This is a genomic window from Pseudomonas sp. NFACC39-1 (genome assembly GCF_900110355.1).
Taxonomy (GTDB): Bacteria; Pseudomonadota; Gammaproteobacteria; order Pseudomonadales; family Pseudomonadaceae; genus Aquipseudomonas; species Aquipseudomonas tehranensis.
In genome coordinates, this window is record NZ_FODL01000002.1 from 334,658 (window position 1) to 358,941 (window position 24,284).

The following is a 24,284-nucleotide window of genomic DNA, read 5'->3' on the forward strand; positions in this document are numbered from 1 at the left end:
GACACATCGATGTCGACTGACACACCGCATTCGCGAGCAAGCCCGCTCCCACATTCATCTCATGGCTTCAGATCCCCTGGCTACGCAACCAACTCATCAACTGCGGCAACGGCAATGCTCCACTCTGGCGCGCCACTTCGCGGCCGTCCTTGAACAGAATCAGGCTGGGTATCGAGCGGATCCCCAACTGCGCCGATAGCGGCTGATTGGCTTCGCTGTCGAGCTTGGCCAGACGGCATTTGCCCACCAGTTGCGTGGCGGCCTGTTCGAACACGGGCGCAAAGGACTTGCATGGCCCGCACCAATCGGCCCACACATCCACCAGTAACGGCAGGTCACCCTTGATCTGGCTGGCGTAGTCGCCTTGCTTGAGTTCGAACGGTTTGCTCAACAGCACCTGGGCCTTGCAGCGCCCGCACTTGGGCGCATCACCCAGGCGTTCGGCGGGGATGCGGTTGAGCCCGTTGCAGTGGGGGCAGGGGATCAGCATTGGGACAGTCTCCAGGAAAAAATCATCGGTACAGATTGAACACTATATAGAAACCACGGCAAAACCCCCTGTGGGAGCGGGCTTGCTCGCGAATGCGGTGTATCAGACATATCGATGTCGACTGACGCACCGTCTTCGCGAGCAAGCCCGCTCCCACAAGGGTTACGCGTTGCCGGTTATTTCGCGCTGGTCAGCGTGTTGTAGCTGGTCATCAGGTTGCGGTAGTCCGGGATGTGGTTGGAGAACAAGGTCGCCAGCCCTTCCACATCGTTGCGCCAGTCGCGGTGCAGCTCGCAGGCCAGGCCGAACCAGGTCATCAATTGCGCACCCGAGGAGGACATGCGGTCCCAGGCCGATTGACGGGTCAGCTCGTTGAATGTGCCAGAGGCATCGGTGACCACGAACACCTCGAAACCTTCGGCCAGGGCCGACAGTGCCGGGAAGGCTACACAGACTTCCGTGACGACCCCGGCGATGATCAGTTGCTTCTTGCCGGTGGCTTTGATCGCCTTGACGAAATCTTCGTTGTCCCAGGCGTTGATCTGGCCGGGACGAGCGATGTACGGCGCGTCCGGGAACAGGCTCTTGAGCTCGGGCATCAACGGGCCGTTGGGGCCGGTTTCGAAACTGGTGGTGAGGATGGTCGGCAGCTCGAAGTATTTGGCCAGGTCGGCCAGGGCCAGCACGTTGTTCTTGAAGCGGTCCGGGTCAATGTCACGCACCAGCGACAGCAGGCCAGCCTGATGGTCCACCAGCAGAACGGCGGCGTTATCTTTGTCGAGACGGTTGTAGGAAGTGGTCATGGCGTGAGTCCTCTAAGTTTTGGCTGCCGAACGGTTCGGCGTGGTTGAAGTTTTCAGTGTTGGTGTGTTGCTAAGCGATGGATATAGATTAAAACTGGCACCTTTGATGCGCTAGACTGCAAAAATCAGCCTTAGCGTTCTATTTGGAGAACGATCATCGAAGACCTCAACACGCTTTACTACTTCACCCAAGTGGTCGAGCACGGCGGTTTCGCCGCCGCCGGCCGGGCGCTGGACATGCCCAAATCGAAACTCAGCCGGCGGATTGCTCAACTGGAAGAGCGCCTTGGGGTGCGGTTGATCCATCGCACCAGTCGCCATTGCTCGTTGACGGAGATTGGCCAGGCCTACTATCAGCGCTGTCTGGCGATGCGGGTCGAGGCCGAGAGCGCGGCCGAAGTGATCGAACGCAACCGCTCCGAGCCCCAGGGGCTGGTGCGCCTCAGTTGCCCGACAGCGTTGCTCAACAGCTGGGTCGGGCCGATGCTGACCCGCTACATGCTCAAGTACCCGCGGGTGGAGTTGTTCATCGAGAGCACCAACCGTCGGGTCGACCTGATCCATGAGGGTTTCGATATCGCGTTGCGGGTACGTTTTCCGCCGCTGGAAAACACCGACATGGTCATGAAAGTATTGGGTAACAGCACTCAGTGCCTGGTGGGCAGCCCGGCCTACCGCGAGCGCCTGTCCTCACCCGCTTCACCGGCGGACCTGCACGGTTTGCCGAGCGTGCATTGGGGGGCAGCGCAGCGTGAGTACCAGTGGGAACTGTTCGGTCCGGACGGTGCCAGCGCGTTGATCCGCCATGAACCACGCATGGTCACCGATGACCTGCTGGCCCTGCGTCATGCGGTATTGGCGGGTATCGGCATCGCACACCTGCCCGGCGTGGTGGTGCGCGAGGACCTGGCGGCTGGACGACTGGTGGAGTTGGTACCGGGCTGGACGCCCAAGTGCGGGATCGTCCATGCGATCTTCGCCTCACGGCGCGGGTTGCTGCCGTCGGTGCGTACGCTGATTGATTTTCTGGCCGAGGAATTCAGTCACAGCGACATGGCGTAGCGTGGAGGCAGCCATGCCAGCGGATTCTCCTTGTGGGAGCGGGCTTGCTCGCGAAGACGGTGTGCCAGTCAACATCTATGTGTCTGATACGCCGCATTCGCGAGCAAGCCCGCTCCCACAGGGACTCACAGTCCAGGCTTCTCCAAGGACGTTTATCAAGGCTGCCATTCATCAGGTGCGCCGCACTGAAAAGCTGTCAGGGCCTCAAAAAGACACCACGTATCTGTTTGCAGACTCAGGAGGTCCCATGAGCCATCCTCAAGACCCAGCCACTCCCCAAGCGGTGGACAACCCCAATGACGACGGCTTTGTCCTCGGCACTGCAGGCCGTGACGAAGACCCTAACGCCGCCCCGGCCTACGCCATCGACCGCCGCCACGACCGGGACGAGCTGACCCCCGAAGACGCCCGCGGCATGCCCGGTTATCCCGAGGAAAAACCAGCGGCCAAACCCAAGGAGAAGGGGGTTGAAGAGGCAGAGCCGGGGATCGAGACGCCTGAGCAGGGCAACGACAAGGTTGGATGAGCAGGGCTCATACCCGCTCACATTGCCGGGCGTCGACACCCAGTCGGTGGTATGGGAGGTATTGAGCGGCAAACGCCAGCTCAATTTAAGGCAGATTCGCTGGTTGGCGGGGCGCTTCGGCGTAACGGTTGAAACCTTTATTTGACGGTTCGCTGTGGGAGCAAAGCTTGCTCGCGATACCGGCTCCTCGGTTTTGGGGAAGACCGAGTTGCTTTCATCGCGGGCAAGCCTTGCTCCCACATGTCTTGCCCTCGCAAGACTGAAGCCTTTACGACGAACAACTGATTTCCAGGTGCTTGCCCCACTCCGGCGGACGTTGCGCGTAGCTGTCCATACCCGGCTGTTCCTCGAACGGCTTGCTCAACACCGTATGCAGGCGGCGCACTTCGTCGTAGTCGCCTGCCTCGGCAGCGTCGATGGCTTTCTGCGCCAGGTAGTTGCGCAGCACATACAGGGGGTTCACCGCGTGCATGCGGGCGCGCCGCGTGTCTTGATCGACAGCACCTTCACGGCTGACGCGGGCGACATAAAGCTCGCCCCAGGCGTCGAAGCCCTTGAGGTCGACGAAGTCATCGCGCAGGGCGGCGACGGCCTGCTCGGGGGACTGATCGCCTAGCCGGCGGAAGAACAGGCTGTAGTCGACGCCGCTGTTTTGCATCAATTGCAGCAGGCGCTCCACCAGTTTCTGGTCATCCTCCTCGGCGCTGGTCAGGCCCAGGCGGCGGCGCATCAGGTCCAGGTAGTGGGCCTGGTACAGCGGCAAATACAAACCGAGTGTTTCACGCAAGGCCTCGACGCTGATGAACGGCGTCAGGGCCTGGGCCAGGGCGCTGAGGTTCCATTGGCCAATCGGCACCTGGTTGCTGAATGAGTAGCGGCCCTGGTCGTCGGAGTGGTTGCAGATGAAATTGGCGTCGAAGTCGTCGAGGAAGGCGAATGGCCCGAAATCGAAGGTGATGCCCAGGATCGACATGTTGTCGGTGTTCATCACACCGTGGCAGAAGCCGTAGGCTTGCCATTTGGCGATCAGTTCGGCGTTGCGCTCGACGATCTCGCGGAACATCGCCAGGTATGGCTCCGGTTGTTCGCGGCACTCGGCAAAGTGCATGTTCAGCACATGTTCCGCGAGGCTGGCATGCAATTCGGGCTTTTTGGTGTAGTAGAAGTATTCGAAGTGCCCGAAGCGCACATGGCTCGGTGCCATACGCAACACCATGGCGGCACGCTCCTGCTTCTCGCGCCACACCGGGGTGTCGGAACCGATCACGCATAAGGCGCGGGTGGTGGGTATGCCCAGGGCGTGCAGCGCTTCGGACGCCAGGAATTCGCGGATCGAGGAGCGCAATACCGCCCGTCCATCGCCCATGCGCGAGAACGGGGTTTGGCCGGCGCCCTTGAGGTGCAGGTCCCAGTGTTCCCCTGCCTCGTTGTAGACCTCCCCCAGCAACAGCCCGCGGCCGTCCCCCAATTGCGGGTTGTAATGGCCGAACTGGTGCCCCGAATACACCATCGCCCGGGGCTCGGTTTCAGCCCACAGCTTGTGCCCGCCGAACAGCTCGGCGAACAGCGGTGCCTGGGCTTCGGCCGGGTCCAGGTCCAGCAAAGCCATGGCTTGGCGGCTGGCAACAACCAGCCGGGGGTTGTCGATGGGCTCGGGGAGCACATGGGCCGAGAAACCGTCGCCGAGACGGGCGAAGCGGTTATCGAAGGTCAATGTTTCCAGGGTTTTCATGGCCGTCTCCGGCGCGATGCCCGCAGGCCTCGCGCGATCAGTCGAGGGTGGCTGCCGGCGGCTCTGGCAAGGACTTGGGCCCTGGCGTGAGGGGAGGCTCAGGCGTCGCGGTTTTGGGTTCAGGCAAGACAGGTGTCAGCTTGTATTCCAGGCCTTGAAGATTTTTCAAGGAGACTTCTACCTGCCGGAACGCAATGCTGATGCCCTGTTTCTTGAATTCGCGGCTGATGAACCGGTTGATCTCGTCCAGTACCGGGTTGCGGTCGCCCAGGTCACGCACATGCATGCGCAACTCATGGTCCAGGGTACTTTCCCCGAAGTTCAGGAAGTACACCAGTGGTTCCGGCTCCTTCAGCACGCGTGGGTTCTCACGGGCGGCCTTGAGCAGCAGTTCCTTGACCAGGTCCAGGTCCGACCCGTAGTCCACGCCCAGCTTGAGGGTCACGCGGGTGACGGTGTCGGTCAGCGACCAGTTGATCAACTGCCCGGTGATGAAGGTCTTGTTGGGGACGATGATGTCCTTGCGGTCAAAGTCGGTGATGGTGGTGGCGCGGATGCGGATCTTGCTGACCGTGCCCGACAGGTTGCCGATGGTGATTGTGTCGCCGATCCGCACCGGACGCTCGAACAGAATCATGATCCCGGAGATGAAGTTGGCGAAGATTTCCTGCATGCCGAAGCCCAGGCCCACCGAGAGCGCGGCCACCAGCCATTGCAGTTTGTCCCAGCTCACGCCCAGGGTGGAGAGTGTGGTGACGAAGCCTATGCCGGCGATCACATAGGACAACAGCGTGGTGGCGGCGTAGGCGCTGCCCTGGGCCAGGTTGAGTTTGGACAGGACAAACACTTCCAGCAGGCCCGGCAGGTTGCGCGCCAGGGCAAAGGTGATGCCGATGATGATCAGCGCGCCGAGCATGTCGCCAATGCTGATGGGCACCATGCTCATGTTGGCGCCGGTACCGCTGGTGTATTCGTAGAGGGTGATGTTGTCCAGGTAGGAGAACACGCTGATCAGGTCCGACCAGACCCAATACAGCGCGGCGATGAAACCGCCCAGCAGGGCCAGGCGGATCAGGCGCAGGGACTGTTCGTTGACCTTTTCGATGTCCAGGGTCGGCTCCTCGACCACTGCTTCGCCATCACCGGCTTCCTTGGTCGCCTGACGCTTGGCCAAGGCGCGCTGGTAGGCCAGGCGCCGCGCCGCAACCGACAGGCCGCGCACGAAGGTGGCCTCGATCACCAGCCAGAACATCAGCAGGTACAGGGTATTGATCAGTCGGTCGCTGAGTTTGAGCGCGGTGTAGTAGTAGCCAAAGCACACGGCTACGAACAAGGCGATTGGCAGCGCGGTGAACATCACCCCGACGGCCTTGCGGAACAGCGAGGTGTTCTGGTGGGTCGGGCTGCTGAGCAACAGCCGGCTGAGCAGCCAGGCCATCAGGGCGTAGCAGGTCAGCACCACCGGCATGCCCAGTACATCGTCGGCCAGGGCCGAGGGTTGCAATTCGGCCACCGCCACCACGGCGACCAGCGCCAGTACCACCAGCCCGAGCCGGCGGATCCAGCCCTGGAGGAATTCGACCTGGGGTTTTTCCCAGCGGAAATGCAACTCGGCCACGCCACCGGGCGCCAGCACCCTATAGGCGGTATAGAACACCAGCCAGGCCTGGCCGATCTGCAGCAGCGCAGCGCCGAGGTTGGCGTTCTGGCCCCGGGCGTCGATCTGCAGGGCGTAGCCGCACAGGGCCAGCGCCAGGGCTACCGGCATCGCCAGGAGGATATTGATCAGAATCGCCTGCGGGGTATGCCACTGACTGTCACGCTTGAAGTGGCCGACGTCCTGGTGAACCTTGTTCAGCCGGGCATACAGATTCTTGCGTCGCCACAGCAGAGCACCGATGAGCAGCGCCAGGGGCAGGAACAGCAGCGGCCGCTGGGTCAGGCCGTCCGCCAGCTCACTGAGGCTCGAGGCCCAGGGTAGCGAGTCGACCTGTTTTTCCAGGCGAGCCGGCACGCCCCGCATCCATTCGAAATCCAGCGGTTTGTTGCTGGGAATCCAGAACATTTGCTCTTCGAGGGTCGCCCGCAGGTTTTGCGCGGTACTGAGCAGTTGCTTCTGGTTGAGCTGCAAGGTGATGGATTCGTTAAGCACCGCGCTCAACTCGCGATTCAGGCGTTCCAGCAGGTCGACCCGGGTCAGGGCCAGTTCCAGCAGGGTTTTGCGTAGTTGCGGCGTGACTTGTTCGGCAGGCTGCGATGCCAGCAGATTGTCGACATAGGCGCTTGGATTGTTCAGCAGTTCGCGTTGCTGGCTGACCTCGAACTGGTACAGGCGGATGTCGGCAATCTGGTCCGCCAGATTCTTGTCCAGTTCCAGGCGTGGCAGGGTCTGGCGCTGTTTGTAGAGAATCTTGGAAAGCAGCAGGCTGCCCTTGAGGACGCTGATTTGCTCGTCCAGGGCCGCGTCGGTCTGGGTAACGCTGTCCAGCAGTTGCTTGGTCTGCAGGTTCTGCTGGGTGACCTCATTGAGGCGGTCGGTGCTTTTGAGCAGATAGTCGGAAAGTTTCAGGTTGGCCGTGCTTTCGGTCGCCAGCAGGCTGCTGCCGCCGGCCTTCTGGGCTTCGATGGATTGCTGGGTCACCGTTTCCTGGGACTGGGCCAGTCGCTTCTGGTTGATCAGCGTTTGCAGGTCCTGGATTTCCTGCTCCATGCGGTCGATCTTTTCCGTCAGCAAGTCGTGCTGACTGTTGCCCAAGTCCTGCAACTGGCTGTTGCCGGCCAGTTCCTGGCGTCGCAACGGAATCAGCGCATTGAGTGCTGCCAGTTCGGCGTTGAGCTGGTCGCGCTGTTCGCCGTTCAGGGTTTTACCGGCATCCTTGCCCGTCTTGAGGATGGTGTTGATCTGCTGGATGCGGGTCTGGCTGCTGGCGATTTCGGCCTGGGCGCGCTCAGGGCGGGTCTGGGCGGTGATGATCAGGCTGTTGGCATCGGCCAGGGCTTTTTGCAGGTCACTCTGCTGGGTGGAACGGTCCGTCAGCATCTGTTCGAGCTGGGGAACCGGCAGGTTGGCGTAACGCTGCGCCACCGGCACCACGGGGGTGCTCTTGAGCCGGGCCAGTTCGCGCTGGTTTTCAATGTTTTGCTTGGGGGCACTGGCCAGCTGCTGTTTGAGATCGACCAGCTTCTGCTCGTATTCGTCTTTGCTGGTGAGCTGAGCCAGGGTCTTTTGCAGTATCTCCTGCAAGGACTTCTGCTCGGCTTCCGGCAGTTTGCGGTCAGCGATTTTGTCCAGGCTGGCCTGTACCGAAGCGCTGGTGAGCGGTTCAGCGGCTTGCAGTGGGCAGACGGAAAGACTCAGGCCCAGCAGGGCAATGGTGAAAAAGGAGCGCAGGGTAGGCATAGAGACCGGTCGAGCAAGTGAAAGTGGGAGCAGTTTAGAGGAACAAGCCGGGACCCGGGCGACTTCCTTCGGGGAATCTGACGCCCACTTTGCCGATCTTGTTCCCGTCCATGACCGCAACGGTCCAGAGGGTGTTGTTCCAATCCACCTGGTCACCGACCACTGGCGCGCCACCGACTTTCTGGGCGATGAAGCGGCCCAGGGACATGTCCGGATCGATGCCGTCCAGCTTCAGCCCGTACAGGGCCGCAACCGCGGCCAGCTGGGCGTCTCCTTCGAGTACGAAGTCGCCGAAGAAGCGCAGATCCAGGCCCCTTTGCGGTGCCTGGCTGAACAGTTTTCCAAGGGCCGGCAAATCGTGTTCATGGCCGATGACACACAGCAAATCACCGACCTCCAGCACCGTACTACCCGACGGATGGAGCAGTTGCTGGCCACGAAACAGTGCCGCGATCCGCGTGCCGTCGGGCATTTTCAGATCCCGCAGGGGCGAGCCGATGCACCATTTCTCCGCACCGAGGCGATAGATGAACAGTTCCCACTCGCTGGTGACGTGGACCTCCAGCGCTGCCCGGGAGATCGGCAACGGTTCTGGCGGGACGGTGACGTGCAGAAGTTTGGCGACCCATGGCAGGCTCGTGCCCTGCACCAGCAGCGACACCAGCACGATAAAGAACGCCAGGTTGAAGTACAGCTGCGCGTGAGGCAGGCCGGCCATCAGCGGGAACACCGCCAGAATGATCGGCACCGCACCGCGCAGGCCGACCCAGGAAATGAACGCTTTTTCGCGGCCATGGAAGGCCTTGAACGGCAACAGCCCCACCATCACCGACAGCGGACGTGCTATCAAGATCATCCACAACGCCAGACCCAGGGCAGGCAGGGCGATCGGCAGCAGGTCATGGGGCGTGACCAGCAGCCCCAGCACCAGAAACATGCCGATCTGCGCCAGCCAGGCCATGCCATCGAGCATGTGCAGGATGCCGTGACGGCTGCGCACCGGGCGGTTGCCGATCACCAGGCCGCACAAGTAAACCGCGAGGAAGCCGCTGCCATGCAAGGCGTTGGTCAGGGCGAACACCGCCAGGCCGCCGCTGATGACGAGGATCGGGTAGAGCCCGTTGGCCAGGTTGATGCGGTTGACCAATTGCAGCATCAGCCAGCCACCGCCCAGGCCGATTACCCCGCCAATGCCGAATTCACGCAACAAGTGCCCCAGCAGGTTCCAATGCAGACCTGTTTCACCGCTGGCGAGCATGCCGATCAGGGTTACGGTCAGGAACACCGCCATGGGGTCGTTGCTGCCGGATTCGATCTCCAACGTCGCGCTGACCCGCTCGTTCAGGCCCTTGCCGCCCAACAGCGAAAACACCGCCGCGGCATCGGTCGAGCCGACAATGGCACCAATCAGCAGACCTTGCATCAGGTTCAGATTGAACAGCCACGCTGCCGCCAGGCCGGTCAGCCCGGTGGTGATCAGGACGCCGACGGTGGCCAGCGACAAGGCTGGCCACAACGCCACGCGAAAGCTCGACACCCGCGTGCGCAAGCCACCGTCCAGCAGAATCACGGCCAGCGCGAGGTTGCCGACCAGATAGGCCGTGGCGTAGTTATCGAACAGAATCCCGGCGCCGTCGACACCGGCAACCATGCCCACGGCCAGGATGATCACCAGAATCGGGATGCCCAGGCGGGACGAAAGAGAACTGACCAGAATGCTCGCACCTACCAGCAACGCGCCGATCAAGAACAGGCTGTTGATGGTCGTCGCAGTCAAAGGCAGTACTCCGAGCAAGCGTTGGGGGCGGGCGCAAACTGACCATGCAGTCTGCGTGCCAGCGATTCTAACCTGTTGAAATGTGATGCTGTCAAAAAAGGTTGGGTACAAGCGCGGCAGCACCGTGGCGAGAGGGCTTGCTCCCGCTGGGCCCTGTAGGAGCTGGCGAAGCCTGCGATCTTTTGATCTTTATCTTTCGCTTTCGACTCAATGGGTCGTGGAAAGATCGCAGCCTCGTTGCACTCGACAGCTCCTACACAGCTCCTACAGGGCCCCGCGGGAGCAAGGTCCCTCGCCACAAAAGCCAGAGAGTTAAAGGCTGAACCGCCCAACCATGCTGTTCAAGTCTACGGCCAGGCGCGACAGTTCGGCGCTGGCGGCGCTGGTCTGGTTGGCGCCGGTGGCCGATTGCACCGACAGGTCGCGGATGTTCACCAGATTGCGGTCCACTTCACGGGCCACTTGGGCCTGTTCTTCGGCGGCGCTGGCGATCACCAGGTTGCGTTCGTTGATCTCGACGATGGCGGTGTTGATCGTGTCCAGGGACATGCCCGCGCCGCGCGCGATGTTCAGCGTCGACTCAGCGCGTTCGGTGCTGTTGCGCATCGAATCCACGGCGTGTTCGGTGCCGCTCTGGATGCTGCCGATCATGCGTTCGATCTCGCTGGTCGACTGCTGGGTGCGATGGGCCAGGGCGCGTACTTCGTCGGCCACGACGGCAAAACCACGACCGGCCTCACCGGCACGGGCCGCTTCGATGGCGGCGTTCAGGGCCAGCAGGTTGGTCTGGTCGGCCAGGCCGCGGATCACGTCCAGCACTTTGCCGATGTCGCGGGACTCATCGGCCAGGTTGCCGATCAGCGTGGCGGTGCTTTGTACATCGGCGCTCATGCGTTCGATGGCGCTGACGGTTTCCTGCACCAGGTCGCGACCATCGCCCGCAGAGGCTGTGGCGTCTTTCGAGGCTTCGGAGGTGCTCACCGCGTTGCGCGCCACTTCTTCGACGGCGCTGGTCATTTCGTTGACCGCCGTGGCGGCCTGTTCGATTTCATTGTTCTGCTGGGTCAGGCCACGGGCGCTTTCGTCAGTGACGCTGTTGAGTTCTTCGGCGGCGGAGGCCAGTTGGGTGGCCGAGCCGGAGATCCGTTGCAGGGTGTCGCGCAGTTTGTCCTGCATGGTCGACATCGCCCGCAGCAGGCGACCGGCTTCATCGCTGCCATCCACGGTAATCGGTCGGGTCAGGTTGCCCTTGGCGATTTCTTCGGCGGCGTCCAGGGCGCTGCCGATCGGGCGGGTAATGCTGTTGGTCAAAAGCCAGGCGAACAGCAGGGTCAGGCCGGTGGCGATGACCAGCAGCGTAACCACCCAATTGAAGGCCGTTGAGTACTGGTGTGTCGCGTTCTGATTGAGGGCCTCGGCTTGCTGGTTGTTGATTTCTACCAGCCGATTGATTGCCACGTTGATGGCGTCGGAGTTGCTCAGCAGTTCAGTGTTGAGCAGGGCGCGCAACTCATCGAGCTGATTGTTGCGCGAAAGGGTTTTCATCCGCTCTTCGAGCTGGCGGTATTGGCCCAGCAATTGAACGTACTGCTCGTAGGCGGCCCGCTCTTGCGGGGAGCTGATGAGTTTTTCGTAGGCGCTTTGAGCAGCCTTGATCTGCTGGTTGCGTTGCTCGAACAAGCTGAAGGTTTTCTGCTGGATGTCCGGTTCGCGGTTGACCAGCAAGCGATAGGACAGCACGCGCAGGCGCAGGGTCAGCGAGGTGAATTCATCCAGAGCCTTGATGCTGGGCACGCTGTTCTGGACGAGGCTTTCGCCGGACGCACGGATTTTGCTCATCTGGCTCAGGGCGAACACCCCGAGGGCCAGCATCAGGGCGCCGATCAGGGCAAACCCCAGGAACGCCCGCGGCGCGATATTCATATTACGTAGGGACATGGAAAGTACCGGAAGAGGGCGCGTCCGTGCGGGGGCTGTGACAGGTGTTCCCTGACTTATCGGTCATACGACTAAAGTCTTGAGTCGCTGCGTGCTTTTGTCGCAGGGCAGCGCCTGCTGCGCGACGAAGGGCGGGAACCAGATCTTCCATTCACAGTCTTTACAGCTCGCCAGCGAAGCACCGCCGCCCAAGCCGTGGCATTGACGGTGACTTTTCTTTATCGTACGCGCCCCTTTGAAAAAGCCTGGAAATCAATATGTTGGAAACATCCCTCAGCCAACTGGAACAACTGGTCAACGACCTGGTGCAACAGAACCGCCACCTCGCCGGCCTGAATGAGACGCTGAACGCGGAACTGGCCAAGGCCAAGGATGAAAATGAAAGCCTGCAACTGAGCCTGATGGAACAGGAAGAGCTGCACGGCACCACCGCCGCGCGCATCCAGGCCCTGATCGAGCGCGCCAGCGCCGGTCCTGTCAGCGCATGAAGCATGGTGCCGACGGGGTGACAGTCGTCTCGATCCTGGGAGAAGACTATTCAATCAAGGCACCGGCCGGGCAGGAACAGGCCCTGCTGGACGCCGCTTCGATGCTCAAGGCGGCCCTGGCCGACACCAAGAGGAAATACCCGACGCTGATCGGTGATCGCCTGCTGGTGCTGGCGGCCATGAACCTGTGCTCGCAACAGATGGAAATGCAGAAGCAACATCAAGCGGAACTCGACCGTTACCAAGAGCAAGTCAGCGCCACGGTCGAGGTCATTGCCAAGACGATTCAGCAGGCTTGAAGTCGCAACTTGGCTTACAAAGTGTCGTTGTCTGTACTTAAGTCATCGCGAGCAGGCTCGCTCCCACATGGGGCTGAGTGAACGCAATATCCGTGTTCACCGCCGATCCACTGTGGGAGCGAGCCTGCTCGCGATTGGATTTCAGCCTCGCCGCAAGAACTGGATCAGAACCACTCATCCCGCATCCCAAGGCATGTATCATCCCGCGCCTCGAGAATCGCCAGCTCATGGTGGCACCCTGGCACTTCCCAGGTCAGGAAATACCGCGCCGCTTGCAGCTTGCCTTTATAGAAGTCGGTGTCCGCCGCGCTCCCCTTGGCCAGACCTTCCTCGGCCCGAATCGCCTGTTCCAGCCAGCGCCAGCCAATCACCATGTGACCAAACACCTTGAGATACAGCGCCGAGTTGGCGAGGCTGCTGTTGACCTTGCCCTGGGCCAGGTCCGTCAGCAATCCCAGGGTGACCGTTTGCAGGCGCGCCACCAGCGCCTCCAGTGGCTGACGCAATGGCGTCAGTGATTCGTACGCCTGAGCGCGTTCGCTGGTGTCGGCCACGAGGCGGATCAGTTGCTTGAGCCCGGCACCGCCGTTTTGCGCCAGTTTACGGCCCAACAAGTCCAGGGACTGGATGCCGTGAGTGCCTTCGTGAATCGGGTTCAAGCGGTTGTCGCGGTAATACTGCTCGACCGGGTATTCGCGGGTATAGCCGTGGCCACCCAGAATCTGGATCGCCAGTTCGTTGGCCTTCAGGCAAAACTCCGATGGCCAGGATTTGACAATCGGGGTCAACAAATCCAGCAATTCATGAGCGCGTCTGCGCTCGGCTTCGCTTTCAAGGGTGGTGGTGTCGTCGAACAGGCGCGCCGCGTATAGGCCCAGGTCAAATGCGCCTTCAACGTAGGCCTTCTGAGTCAGCAGCATGCGACGTACATCGGCGTGCTGGATGATCGCCACGGGAGTGGTGGTGGGGTCCTTGCTGTCGGGCACCCGGCCTTGCGGACGTTCGCGGGCGTATTCAAGGGAATACAGGTAGCCGGCGTAACCCAGCATGACCGCACCCATGCCAACGCCGATTCGCGCTTCGTTCATCATCTGGAACATGTAGCTCAGGCCGTGGTGCGGTTTTCCTACCAAGTAACCGACGCATTCGCCGTTGTCGCCGAAGTTCAGCGCCGTGGAGGTGGTGCCGCGCCAGCCCATCTTGTGGAACAGCCCGGCCAGCAGCACGTCGTTACGCTGGCCAAGGCTGCCGTCGTCGTTGACCAGGAACTTGGGCACGATAAACAGTGAGATGCCCTTCACGCCAGGTGGCGCGTCCGGCAGTTTCGCCAGGACCATGTGCACGATGTTTTCCGACAGTGGATGATCGCCGCCGGAGATGAAGATTTTGTTGCCCTTGAGCCGATAAGTGCCGTCGGATGCCGGCTCAGCACGGGTACGAATATCCGACAGCGAAGAGCCCGCGTGGGGTTCGGTCAGGGCCATGGTGCCGAAGAAACGGCCCTCGATCATCGGTTGCAGGAAACGTTGTTTCTGCTCTTCGCTGCCGAAGCTTTCGATCAGGTTTGCCGCGCCCATGGTCAGGAACGGGTAAGAGGTCGACGCGGCGTTGGCCGATTGGAAGTGCGCGAAGCAGGCTTGGGACAGCAGCGTCGGCAATTGCATGCCGCCGGCGTCGAAACTGCGCGCGGCATTGAGAAAACCGGCCTCCAGGAAAGCATCCACCGCCGGCTTTACTTCCGGAATCAGGATCGCCTGACCGTCCTCGTAGCGCGGCTCGTTTTCATCGTTTTTGCGGTTATGCGGTGCGAAACATTTTTCGGCGATGCTGCGGGCGGTGCCGATGGCCGCGTCGAAGGTTTCGCGATTGTGCTCGGCGAACCGCTCGCGCTGGGTCAAGCCCTCTGCATCAAGGACTTCATACAGCTCGAAAGCCAGATTTCGGGAACTGAGCAACGTCTCGGACATGGCGGCTTACCTTTTCTTGGAATGGGCCGAGTCTAGGTGGGGGAATAGAGGGTGAACAGGAAGATTGATGACGGTGATGGAGGGGTGAGGGCGACACTAATCCATGTGGGAGCGGGCTTGCTCGCGAAAGCGCTGGGTCAGGCAAATCGATTGCGACTGATACACCGCTTTCGCGAGCAAGCCCGCTCCCACAGGATTCGATTGCCAGGCACCCATTGCAGGTGCCTGGCCTACAGCGGGTTTAGCCGATAGTCATCAGACTGGCGTTACCACCCGCTGCGGCGGTGTTGACGCTCAAGGCGCGCTCGATCACCAAGCGTTCCAGCGCAATGTTGGTTTCACCCTGGGACAAACCGTGCACCCCGACGATGGCGCCAGCGCGCTTGGCCACTTGCTGGCAAACGCTGCGCAGTTGATCCGAGTCGCCATGATGCAGGACGGCGTCGTACGCCACTTCGTCCTTGGCCCAGTCGGAAACCCGCTGGATGCGCGTTTGAATTTCTTTCGGCAAGCGTGCGAACAAAGCCTTGCTGGTGTCGGTTTCCGGCCACACAGCCGAGCCACCGACCGCCAGCACCGCCGCCAATTGCGTCAACAGATCGCCCTCTACGTCCGCCAGGCACAGCACGTGCTCGCGGGGCAGGATGGCGTAGCTGTTGCGTTCACCGGTCGGACCGGTCAGTTGGCGGGTGATACCGCTTTGCGACTGAGCCGCGAACTGTACGCACAGGGCGCTCAATTCGGCGAGTTTCTGGCTGTCTGCCCAGGCTTGCAGGGCGGTCAGCGGCTTGCTCATGGCGTCACGCAAACGCAGGTCTGGCGCATTGAGGGCGTCGTCACGGACGAACGACTGCTGGATCGCATCGGTAGGGCGGGTCGACAGCAAGCGGTACAGGTACAGCGGACCACCGGCCTTGGGACCGGTGCCCGACAGGCCTTCGCCGCCGAACGGTTGCACGCCGACCACGGCACCCACGATGTTGCGGTTCACGTAGACGTTACCGGCATGGACGTTATCGATCACCTTGGCGATGGTCTCGTCGATGCGGGTGTGTACGCCCAGGGTCAGGCCATAACCGGAGGCATTGATCTGGTTGATCAGTTGATCCAGTTCCTTGCGCTTGTAGCGCACCACGTGCAGCACTGGGCCAAAAATCTCACGCTGCAGCTCGTCGAAGCTTTCCAGCTCGATCAGCGTTGGCATCACGAACGTGCCGCGCTTGCACTCGGCGCTGTCAGCGATTGCCATCTGATAAACCGTGCGACCTTTGTCGCGCATGGCCTGGATGTGTTTCTCGATACCAGCCTTGGCTTCGGCATCGATCACCGGGCCGATGTCTACCGACAGGCGTTCAGGGTTGCCGAGGCGTGATTCGGCCATGGCGCCCTTGAGCATTTCGATGACTCGGTCGGCCGAGTCTTCCTGCAAGCACAGGACCCGCAGGGCGGAGCAGCGCTGGCCGGCGCTGTCGAATGCCGAAGAAACCACGTCGATGACCACTTGTTCGGTCAGGGCCGAGGAGTCGACGATCATCGCGTTCTGGCCGCCGGTTTCGGCGATCAGCGGGATCGGTCGCCCCTGGTTGTCCAGGCGCCCGGCGATGTTGCGTTGCAACAGACGAGCGACTTCGGTGGAACCGGTGAACATCACGCCTTTGACCCGATCGTCACCCACCAGGCGGGCCCCAACGGTTTCGCCACGTCCCGGCAGCAGTTGCAGCACGCCTTCCGGAATACCGGCTTCGAGCATCAGTCGCACGGCTTGGGCAGCCACCAACGGCGTCTGCTCGGCAGGCTTGGCCAGTACCGGGTTGCCGGCGGCCAGTGCGGCTGCCACTTGTCCGCTGAAAATCGCCAGCGGGAAGTTCCACGGGCTGATGCAGACCACCGGGCCCAGTGGGCGGTGGGCATCGTTGGTGAAGTCGTTGCGGGCCTGCACGGCGTAGTAACGCAGGAAGTCCACGGCTTCACGCACCTCGGCGATGGCGTTGGCGAAGGTCTTGCCGGCTTCGCGGGCCAGCAGCCCCATCAACGGCTGGATCTCGCCTTCCATCAGGTCGGCGGCGCGCTCCAGGATCGCAGCGCGTTCGGCCGGTGGCGTAGCCTGCCAGATCGGCGCCGCGTTGAGGGCGCACTGGATGGCGTTGTCGACGTCAGCGACCGTGGCTTCCTGCACATGGCCGACCACGTCACGGTGATCGGACGGGTTCAAAACCTGCGCCGGTGTTTCTTCGCTGGCTGGGCAACCGAGCATCGGCGCCGCTTTCCAGTTGTTGTGAGCGGTAGCCAGCAGGGCGCAGGACAGCGAGGCCAGGCGATGTTCGTTGGCCAGGTCGATGCCGCTGGAGTTGGCGCGTTCGCTGCCATACAGGTCGCGCGGCAGCGGAATACGCGGGTGCGGCAGGCCGAAACCGCCTTCCAGGGTTGCCATCTGCTCGATGCTGGCCACCGGATCGGCCACCAGCTCCTGAATGGAAATGGACTGGTCGGCGATGCGGTTGACGAACGAAGTGTTGGCGCCGTTTTCCAACAGGCGACGAACCAGGTACGCCAGCAGTGTCTCGTGGGTGCCGACCGGAGCGTATACGCGGCACGGACGGTTCAACTTGCCTTCGGAAACTTTGCCTACAACCTGCTCGTACAGCGGTTCACCCATGCCGTGCAGGCACTGGAACTCATACTGGCCCGGGTAATAGTTCTGACCGGCGATGTGATAGATGGCGGACAGGGTATGGGCGTTGTGCGTGGCGAATTGCGGGTAGATGGCTTCCGGCACCGACAGCAGTTTGCGCGCGCAGGCGATGTAGGAAACGTCGGTGTACACCTTGCGGGTGTAGACCGGATAGCCTTCCAGGCCTTCGACCTGGGCGCGTTTGATCTCGCTGTCCCAGTACGCGCCTTTCACCAGGCGGATCATCAGGCGGTGACGGCTGCGGCGGGCCAGATCGATGACGTAGTCGATCACGTACGGGCAACGCTTCTGGTAGGCCTGGATCACGAAGCCAATGCCGTTCCAGCCGGTCAGCTGTGGTTCGAAGCACAGACGTTCCAGCAGGTCCAGAGACAGCTCGAGGCGATCGGCTTCTTCGGCGTCGATGTTCAGGCCGATGTCGTATTGCTTGGCCAGCAGGGTCAGTGACAGCAGGCGCGGGTACAGCTCTTCCATGACGCGCTCGTACTGGGCGCGGCTGTAGCGGGGGTGCAGGGCCGAGAGCTTGATGGAAATGCCCGGACCTTCATAAATCCCGCGGCCGTGGGACGCCTTGCCGATCGAGTGGATGGCTTGTTCGTACGAGGCCAGGTACTTCTGGGCGTCATGTTCGGTGAGTGCGGCTTCACCCAGCATGTCGTAGGAATAGCGGAAACCCTTGGTCTCGAATTTGTTGGCGTTGGCCAGGGCTTCGGCGATGGTTTCGCCGGTGACGAACTGCTCGCCCATCAGGCGCATGGCCATGTCGACGCCCTTGCGGATCATCGGCTCGCCACTCTTGCCAATGATGCGGCTCAGAGAGGAAGTCAGGCCCGCTTCATTATGGGTGGCGACCAGTTTGCCGGTCAGCAGCAGGCCCCAAGTGGCGGCGTTGACGAACAGCGATGGGCTGTTGCCCAGGTGTGGGTGCCAGTTGCCGGTGCTGATCTTGTCGCGGATCAGTGCATCGCGAGTACCTTTGTCCGGGATACGCAGCAGCGCCTCGGCCAGACACATCAGCGCCACGCCTTCCTGAGACGACAGGGAAAACTCCTGCAACAGCCCCTGAACAATACCGGCACGGCCGCCGGCACTCTTCTGGTTACGCAGTTTTTCAGCAATCGAGGCGGCCAGTTTGTTGGTGGCTTCGGCCATGTCGGCCGGCAGGCGCGCCTGCTCGATCAGCATCGGCACCACTTCTGGCTCCGGACGACGGTAAGCGGCGGTGATAGAGGCGCGCAGGACCGATTGCGGCAAAATGCTTTCGGCAAACTCCAGGAAGCACTGGTGCGCGTGGTCGACCTGGACGTCGCCGGCTTCATCGTTGTCGGCACGGGTCGAACCGTTCAGTTCGGTCAGGGTTGCACCACCCTCGAGTTTTTCCAGGTAATTGAAAATTGCCTGCTTGATCAGCCAGTGGGGCGTGCGATCAATCGAGGTTGCGGCCGCCTTGAGGCGTTCGCGGGTCGGGTCATCGAGTTTGACCCCAAGGGTGGTGGTAGCCATATTTTTATCCTCATGTTTACCACGTATTGCGTGGCATCAGCTGGCGGCAAGATTAGCTGTGAGCTGGTCGAGGTGCAACCGGGTGCAACCTTTTTTCGACGAAAAAATAAGCAGCTCATCAGGAAAGTAAAATTCGTGACTCCAGCGGTGCCTCTGCTTAGTGCATTGGCTTCTAGCCAAAGGTTGATACCGCACTAAAAGGGAGCAAAAAACCGTCATTGGGCGAAAAAACCGACTAGGTGCAACTGATTCGAGCGAAACTGGTTGCACCTTATTTCATTTGTTGAATAGCATTCGCCGCCAAGGTGCAACCGGCTCGAAGTCGAGGGGCATCGGCTGATGGCTTTCCTGGGGAAACATCAGTCATAAATTCGCGGGTCCTGGAAACGTCAAACAAGGTCTATGGTTGACTTGTCGACGCTTCCTACTGCCACCGCTACATAAAAACAAAGCCAGGGCGTAACTCATGAGTGTTAGTAATCCCACCCTGATCACTTTCGTGATCTATATCGCAGTAATGGTCCTGATCGGCCTGATGGCTTATCGCTCCACCAATAACCTTTCCGATTACATCCTGGGCGGTCGCAGCCTGGGCAGCGTCGTGACTGCACTGTCCGCCGGTGCCTCCGACATGAGCGGCTGGCTGTTGATGGGTTTGCCCGGTGCTATCTACATGTCCGGCCTGTCGGAAGGCTGGATCGCCATCGGCCTGATCATCGGCGCCTACCTGAACTGGCTGTTCGTGGCCGGTCGCCTGCGGGTACAGACCGAGCACAACGGTGATGCGCTGACACTGCCGGATTACTTCTCCAGCCGTTTTGAAGATACCAGCGGCCTGCTGCGGATCATCTCTGCGGTGGTGATCCTGGTGTTCTTCACCATCTACTGCGCCTCCGGCATCGTGGCCGGTGCCCGTCTGTTTGAAAGCACCTTCGGCATGTCCTACGAGACAGCGCTGTGGGCCGGTGCGGCGGCAACCATTGCCTACACCTTCATCGGTGGTTTCCTGGCCGTGAGCTGGACCGACACCGTACAAGCGACACTGATGATCTTCGCGCTGATCCTTACGCCGATCATCGTGCTGCTGGCTACCGGCGGCGTGGACACCACGTTCCTGGCCATCGAAGCGAAAGATCCTACTGCCTTCGACATGCTGAAAAACACCACGTTCATCGGTGTGATCTCGCTGATGGGTTGGGGCCTGGGCTACTTCGGCCAGCCGCACATCCTGGCGCGTTTCATGGCTGCCGATTCGGTCAAGTCCATCGCCAAGGCCCGTCGTATCTCGATGGCCTGGATGATTCTCTGCCTGGGCGGCACAGTGGCTGTCGGCTTCTTCGGTATCGCTTACTTCTCGGCACACCCGGAAGTGGCCGGTCCCGTGACCGAGAACCCTGAGCGCGTGTTCATCGAGCTGGCCAAGCTGCTGTTCAACCCATGGGTGGCCGGTGTGCTGCTGTCGGCGATCCTGGCGGCTGTCATGAGCACCCTGAGCTGCCAGTTGCTGGTGTGCTCCAGTGCGCTGACCGAAGACTTCTACAAGGCTTTCCTGCGCAAGGGTGCGTCCCAGCTGGAGCTGGTCTGGGTCGGTCGCGCCATGGTGCTGCTGGTGGCGGTGGTTGCCATCTTCCTGGCGGCCAACCCGGAAAACCGCGTGCTGGGTCTGGTGAGCTACGCCTGGGCCGGTTTCGGTGCGGCCTTCGGTCCTGTGGTCCTGATCTCGGTGATCTGGAAAAACATGACTCGTAACGGCGCGCTGGCAGGCATCCTGGTGGGGGCGATCACCGTGATCGTCTGGAAACACTTCGAGCTGCTGGGCCTGTACGAAATCATCCCAGGCTTCATCTTCGCCAGCCTGGCTATCTACTTCGTCAGCAAGATGGGCTCGCCTACCGCCGGTATGCTGCAGCGCTTCGAAGCGGCTGAAAAAGATTTCCGCCTGAACCAGTAAGGCTTTCAGCGAGGCCTCGACGGCTCGCGCGAAGGTTCTGAAATAAAAAACGGCCCGTCCTCCATGAAGACGGGCCGTTTTTTATAGGGATCAGTCCAGCTCCGCGTCGGGCTGATTGAGAAATATCAGCACGCCCAGCAGCGCCATGTAGAACCTGAAGGCTGCGTCCTGGCCATTCCAGATTTCTGATTGCCACATCAGAAACCATTCCCCGCCGATGACCATGAAACCAAAGAACCAGACGAAAAAACCCATCGTCAAACCGATGATGGCCCAGCGCTTGGCCTGGGTGAAAACCACGCTCGGGAATTTACGTGCCTGCCAGAGACTGAGCGCGCCATAGCCCAGCAAGCCTGCGGTGAGCGCTTCGCCGAGGATGATCAGCCAGTAGGCACCGTGCCATGCCCAAGGCTGGTCGATGGCGCGATAGCGCGCGGCATTGTCGGGAAAGGTGGTGTCCATACTCAGCACGTGATGGACGAAATTGAAATTGGAGTGGTAGTCGGTGATGTTGTTGAACACGGTCAGCAAGGCGAAAGCGGCGAGGGCCAGGGTCATTGCGATTTTTGCGTAGCGAGTCGTCATGGGTTGCGTCCTTTGCTTTTTTGCGACGCGAGGAAGTTATCACGGCCTATTGCCGTACCGGAGGCTGCACGTTGTAGGAAGTTGCTGATTGTTTCGTGTAGCGACTCCGGTTGCTCGCCGTGCGCGGAATGTCTGTCGGAAAACGCAGCGGGCAATGCGGCTTTAATCTCCTTGAATGTAAGGCAATTCTGTTTTTCCTGAGGTCCGGTCAACTCCCCCTGGTGCTCATGCAGAATCGCCCGCTTTTATTCAGCAGAGGCACATCGGATGTTCGCGCCTGCCAACCAACCGCGTTTCACCCTGGCACTCGACAGCGGGCCGAATGAACTCAAGGTGCTTGAGTTCAGGGGCAAGGAAGCCATCAGTCAACCCTATTGCTTTGATCTGGAATTGGTCAGTGAGCGGCCGGATCTGGCGCTGGAAGACCTCCTGCATCGTCAGGCCTTTCTGGCATTTGATGATCAGGGGCGGGGGATACACGGCCAGGTGTATAGCGCGGCCCAGGGCGACTCGGGCAAGCGCTTGACCCGTTACCAGATCAGTCTGGTACCACGCCTGGCTTACCTGGACCATCGAATCAACCAGCGGATCTTCCAGCACCTGAGCGTGCCGGCAATCATTACCCTGATCCTGACCGATCACGGAATTCAGGGCGACGCGTTCCAGTTCAACCTCGGCGGGCAATACCCCGAGCGCGAATACTGTGTGCAGTTTGCTGAAAGCGACCTGGTCTTCATCGGGCGGATCTGCGCCGAGGTGGGGATCCACTATCACTTTCGGCACAGCCGCGACGGCCATCTGTTGGTGTTCGGTGACGACCAGACGGTGTTTCCCCGTCTGCCCGAGTCGACGCTGTACCTGCCCGGCAGTGGCATGGCCGCCAGCGAGCCGGCGATCAAGCGCCTGGCTGTGCGACTGCAGACCCGGACCACGGCGGTGACGCTGCGTGACTACGATTTCCACAAGCCCGGCCTGCTGTTGCAAGCCAATCTGGACAGTCAGCAGCAACCGGTTCTGGAGGCGTATCACTACCCCGGCCAGTTTACTGATCGCGACCATGGCCGGCACCTTACCCAACGCGCACTGGAGCGCCATGGCGCCGATCACCGTCTGGCCGAGGGGCGCAGCGACCAATGCGCACTCGTCAGTGGGCACTTCCTCCAAATCAACGGGCATCCCCGAGCGCAATGGAACGATCTCTGGCTGCTCACGCAAGTCACCCACCATGGGCACCAGCCACAAGTGCTGGAGGAAATGGTCAGTGACAGCCCGGATGAGTTCCAGGGCTACAGCAATACGTTCCTCGCCACCCCGTGGGATGTTTTCTTTCGTCCGCCCTTGTCCCACGAAAAGCCACCCGCCCATGGTTATCAGTCGGCGGTGGTGACGGGCCCCGTGGACAGCGAGATTCATTGCGACGAATACGGACGGGTCAAGGTGCAACTGATCTGGGATCGCCACGGTCAGCGTGACGAGCACTCCAGTTGCTGGCTAAGGGTGGCTTCGGGTTGGGCTCATGATCGCTACGGCAGCGTGATGATTCCCCGGGTCGGCATGGAGGTGCTGGTGGGTTTCATCGACGGTGACGTGGACAAGCCATTGGTCGTGGGCTGCCTGCCGAATGGCGCGAACCCGGTGCCCCTGGACCTGCCGGCCGATAAAACCCGCAGCATATTGCGCAGCCAGAGCAGCCCTGGCGGGGGCGGCTATAACGAATTGCGCATCGAGGATCGCCAGGGCGCCGAGGAGATTTACCTGCGGGCTCAACGCAACTGGACCCAGCATGTGCTGCATGATCAACGGGTTCAGGTTGATCACGAACGCAGCATCGTCGTCACCGGCACTGCGCGGCATGAGCTCAAGGCCGATGAGTTGCGCATCACCCATGGTCTGCGCCAGGTTGAGGTCAGGCAGGATGATCATCTGGTGGTGGCCGGCGAGCGGTCCATTCGGGTAACCAGTCAGGCCCTCAATGCCACCCAGCAATTTCACGTCAGCGCCGGGCAGCAAGTGGTACTGGATGGTGGCGTCAGCGCGACCATTCAGGCCGGCGGGCATTGGATCAACATAGGGGCCGGGGGGATTTTCAGCAGCGTGCCGATCCAGGTGGGTGGGGCACCGATAACCGCCAGGAGTGCCGCGCCAGGTTCACCTGGCAGTCCCGAAACACTTGTCGCGGCGGCAGCCGCTCAACTTTCCCTCGCGCAAGTTTTCAGCCTGCAGGGCCTGGCGCCATTCTGTGAGGAGTGTGAGCGTTGCAAAGGAGGCGTCTGCGAACCATTACCGGTGATGCCCAGGCGGGCTGATGTCCAGGAGCGTCCATGAGCATCGGTCAATCTCCCCGCGCCTGGCTTGAGCAACACCCCTTGCGGGCATCCGAGCAGCTCTACGCCATTTTCAGCTGCGCCAGCGCCGCCGGGCCGCTGATGGCCTGGAGGCGTTCGATGACGGTGGCGCCCAGCCCGATCTGGGCCGATACACCTTACGCCGATTGGGAAGCGGTCATGCCCTATGTCGGAGCTGTCGCCCCGGACAGTGAGTTTCTTGACTGGGTAGAGACGACCGACTCGCCCGATTGGGGCTGGCTGGCGGTGACCGCTTGCAGCCAGCAAAGCCTTGCCGAACATCTGCGCGGGCTCACCCAGGTTCTGCTGCCCGGTGGCAAATCGGTTTTTTTCCGCTTTTGGGATGGGCGTTTTATCCAGCCGATCCTGCGATCGAATGCGGTGGAGGTCGGCCAGTTATTACCGGCCATCAGCCGTTGCCTGATCAACGGTCGGTCTTTCGAGATCCCGGGAAGTGCCCTGCGCCCGGCCCGGGCGTTCCCCTGGTGGGAAGTGCCTGCGCTGTTGTTGCAGGAACTGGCCGGGGATACGACGGACTGCCTGCTCAATAACCTGCTCAAGTGGTTGAGCGAAGAGCATCCGTATTTGTTCGAACAGGCCGACGAGGACATCCTGCGCTGCAAGATCAGGCATTTTCTTGGGACGCCAGGGGTGGCCCATGGGCCAAAAGTCCCTCTGCAAGCATACTTGATGCAGGAATTGGGCAGATGACCACCGGGTGTGGTC

General features: G+C 61.2%; 16 protein-coding genes and 2 pseudogenes. 8 read left to right on the plus strand and 10 right to left on the minus strand.

The annotated features are described in order from the left end of the window. Nucleotides 1-67: 67 nt before the first annotated feature. The gene (trxC, locus tag BMY45_RS05860) at nt 68-490 is read right to left on the minus strand and encodes a thioredoxin TrxC (RefSeq protein ID WP_092395614.1); all 423 of its coding nucleotides are present in this window, start codon (nt 488-490) and stop codon (nt 68-70) included. A 176-nt stretch (nt 491-666) separates the two neighbouring features. After that, a complete protein-coding gene (gene ycaC / locus BMY45_RS05865) occupies nt 667-1,293 on the minus strand; it encodes an isochorismate family cysteine hydrolase YcaC (RefSeq protein ID WP_092395616.1) in 627 nt (208 codons plus the stop codon). A gap of 156 nt (nt 1,294-1,449) precedes the next feature. On the opposite strand from ycaC, the gene BMY45_RS05870 reads away from it, so the two are divergent. From BMY45_RS05870 to BMY45_RS05880, 3 genes and pseudogenes are all read left to right on the plus strand, one after another. Beyond that, nucleotides 1,450-2,355, plus strand: coding sequence for a LysR family transcriptional regulator (locus tag BMY45_RS05870; protein WP_218189640.1), 906 nt, complete (start codon nt 1,450-1,452; stop codon nt 2,353-2,355). Nucleotides 2,356-2,602: 247 nt separating this feature from the next. Beyond that, nucleotides 2,603-2,881 (plus strand): hypothetical protein, encoded by a 279-nt coding sequence (locus tag BMY45_RS05875; RefSeq protein ID WP_092395620.1) that lies wholly within the window; start codon nt 2,603-2,605, stop codon nt 2,879-2,881. Between the two features lie 19 nt (nt 2,882-2,900). Beyond that, nucleotides 2,901-3,026: pseudogene (locus BMY45_RS05880) on the plus strand (transcriptional regulator); the annotation flags it as partial. Nucleotides 3,027-3,149: 123 nt separating this feature from the next. Here BMY45_RS05880 and selO read toward each other — a convergent pair. The 5 genes and pseudogenes from selO to BMY45_RS28585 all read right to left on the minus strand — a co-directional run. Continuing rightward, nucleotides 3,150-4,613: a protein adenylyltransferase SelO gene (gene selO / locus BMY45_RS05885; RefSeq protein ID WP_092395622.1), complete on the minus strand. Its 1,464-nt coding sequence runs from the start codon at nt 4,611-4,613 to the stop codon at nt 3,150-3,152. Between the two features lie 37 nt (nt 4,614-4,650). Continuing rightward, nucleotides 4,651-8,013: a mechanosensitive channel MscK gene (gene mscK / locus BMY45_RS05890; protein WP_092395624.1), complete on the minus strand. Its 3,363-nt coding sequence runs from the start codon at nt 8,011-8,013 to the stop codon at nt 4,651-4,653. 34 nt (nt 8,014-8,047) lie between these two features. Next, nucleotides 8,048-9,790 carry a potassium/proton antiporter gene (locus BMY45_RS05895; RefSeq protein WP_092395626.1) on the minus strand — a complete coding sequence of 581 codons (1,743 nt, stop codon included), beginning with the start codon at nt 9,788-9,790 and terminating at the stop codon, nt 8,048-8,050. 312 nt (nt 9,791-10,102) lie between these two features. Continuing rightward, nucleotides 10,103-10,975 (minus strand): methyl-accepting chemotaxis protein, encoded by an 873-nt coding sequence (locus BMY45_RS28580; protein WP_371913916.1) that lies wholly within the window; start codon nt 10,973-10,975, stop codon nt 10,103-10,105. Nucleotides 10,976-11,005: 30 nt separating this feature from the next. Further along, nucleotides 11,006-11,728 (minus strand): annotated as a pseudogene (locus tag BMY45_RS28585) (MCP four helix bundle domain-containing protein); the annotation flags it as partial. 257 nt (nt 11,729-11,985) lie between these two features. Between BMY45_RS28585 and BMY45_RS05905 the strand changes: the two are divergent. After that, entirely contained in the window at nt 11,986-12,216 is a 231-nt protein-coding gene (locus tag BMY45_RS05905; protein ID WP_092395630.1) for a hypothetical protein, read from the plus strand. Next, complete coding sequence (locus tag BMY45_RS05910) at nt 12,213-12,515, plus strand: cell division protein ZapA (RefSeq protein WP_092395632.1); 303 nt, start codon at nt 12,213-12,215, stop codon at nt 12,513-12,515. The genes BMY45_RS05905 and BMY45_RS05910 overlap by 4 nt, the downstream gene beginning before the upstream one ends. Nucleotides 12,516-12,679: 164 nt before the next feature. Here the strand turns inward: BMY45_RS05910 and BMY45_RS05915 are convergent, their stop codons facing one another. Next, complete coding sequence (locus BMY45_RS05915) at nt 12,680-14,482, minus strand: acyl-CoA dehydrogenase (RefSeq protein WP_092395634.1); 1,803 nt, start codon at nt 14,480-14,482, stop codon at nt 12,680-12,682. A 241-nt stretch (nt 14,483-14,723) separates the two neighbouring features. After that, nucleotides 14,724-18,677 carry a trifunctional transcriptional regulator/proline dehydrogenase/L-glutamate gamma-semialdehyde dehydrogenase gene (gene putA, locus BMY45_RS05920; RefSeq protein WP_092395636.1) on the minus strand — a complete coding sequence of 1,318 codons (3,954 nt, stop codon included), beginning with the start codon at nt 18,675-18,677 and terminating at the stop codon, nt 14,724-14,726. 466 nt (nt 18,678-19,143) lie between these two features. Here putA and putP point away from each other — a divergent pair, with 466 nt between their 5' ends. Beyond that, nucleotides 19,144-20,628 carry a sodium/proline symporter PutP gene (gene putP, locus BMY45_RS05925; protein ID WP_092395638.1) on the plus strand — a complete coding sequence of 495 codons (1,485 nt, stop codon included), beginning with the start codon at nt 19,144-19,146 and terminating at the stop codon, nt 20,626-20,628. A gap of 90 nt (nt 20,629-20,718) precedes the next feature. On the opposite strand, the gene BMY45_RS05930 is transcribed toward putP, so the two are convergent. Then, entirely contained in the window at nt 20,719-21,213 is a 495-nt protein-coding gene (locus BMY45_RS05930; protein ID WP_092395640.1) for a DUF2165 family protein, read from the minus strand. A 267-nt stretch (nt 21,214-21,480) separates the two neighbouring features. Between BMY45_RS05930 and BMY45_RS05935 the strand changes: the two genes are divergently transcribed. Together BMY45_RS05935 and BMY45_RS05940 are read left to right on the plus strand one after the other, a co-directional pair. Continuing rightward, complete coding sequence (locus tag BMY45_RS05935) at nt 21,481-23,538, plus strand: type VI secretion system Vgr family protein (RefSeq protein ID WP_092395642.1); 2,058 nt, start codon at nt 21,481-21,483, stop codon at nt 23,536-23,538. Beyond that, nucleotides 23,535-24,269, plus strand: a complete 735-nt coding sequence (locus tag BMY45_RS05940; protein ID WP_092395644.1) for a DUF4123 domain-containing protein — start codon at nt 23,535-23,537, stop codon at nt 24,267-24,269. Before BMY45_RS05935 ends, BMY45_RS05940 begins: the two co-directional genes overlap by 4 nt. Nucleotides 24,270-24,284 lie beyond the last annotated feature (15 nt).

Excerpts from the sequence above, each read along its gene's own strand:
- ycaC (WP_092395616.1), bottom strand. The coding sequence starts at position 1,293 with ATGACCACTTCCTACAACCGTCTCGACAAAGATAACGCCGCCGTTCTG.
- BMY45_RS05905 (WP_092395630.1), top strand. The coding sequence starts at position 11,986 with ATGTTGGAAACATCCCTCAGCCAACTGGAACAACTGGTCAACGACCTG.
- mscK (WP_092395624.1), bottom strand. The coding sequence starts at position 8,013 with ATGCCTACCCTGCGCTCCTTTTTCACCATTGCCCTGCTGGGCCTGAGT.
- BMY45_RS28580 (WP_371913916.1), bottom strand. The coding sequence starts at position 10,975 with ATGTCGACCATGCAGGACAAACTGCGCGACACCCTGCAACGGATCTCC.
- trxC (WP_092395614.1), bottom strand. The coding sequence starts at position 490 with ATGCTGATCCCCTGCCCCCACTGCAACGGGCTCAACCGCATCCCCGCC.
- BMY45_RS05930 (WP_092395640.1), bottom strand. The coding sequence starts at position 21,213 with ATGACGACTCGCTACGCAAAAATCGCAATGACCCTGGCCCTCGCCGCT.
- BMY45_RS05910 (WP_092395632.1), top strand. The coding sequence starts at position 12,213 with ATGAAGCATGGTGCCGACGGGGTGACAGTCGTCTCGATCCTGGGAGAA.
- selO (WP_092395622.1), bottom strand. The coding sequence starts at position 4,613 with ATGAAAACCCTGGAAACATTGACCTTCGATAACCGCTTCGCCCGTCTC.
- BMY45_RS05875 (WP_092395620.1), top strand. The coding sequence starts at position 2,603 with ATGAGCCATCCTCAAGACCCAGCCACTCCCCAAGCGGTGGACAACCCC.
- putA (WP_092395636.1), bottom strand. The coding sequence starts at position 18,677 with ATGGCTACCACCACCCTTGGGGTCAAACTCGATGACCCGACCCGCGAA.
- BMY45_RS05935 (WP_092395642.1), top strand. The coding sequence starts at position 21,481 with ATGTTCGCGCCTGCCAACCAACCGCGTTTCACCCTGGCACTCGACAGC.
- BMY45_RS05940 (WP_092395644.1), top strand. The coding sequence starts at position 23,535 with ATGAGCATCGGTCAATCTCCCCGCGCCTGGCTTGAGCAACACCCCTTG.
- BMY45_RS05915 (WP_092395634.1), bottom strand. The coding sequence starts at position 14,482 with ATGTCCGAGACGTTGCTCAGTTCCCGAAATCTGGCTTTCGAGCTGTAT.
- putP (WP_092395638.1), top strand. The coding sequence starts at position 19,144 with ATGAGTGTTAGTAATCCCACCCTGATCACTTTCGTGATCTATATCGCA.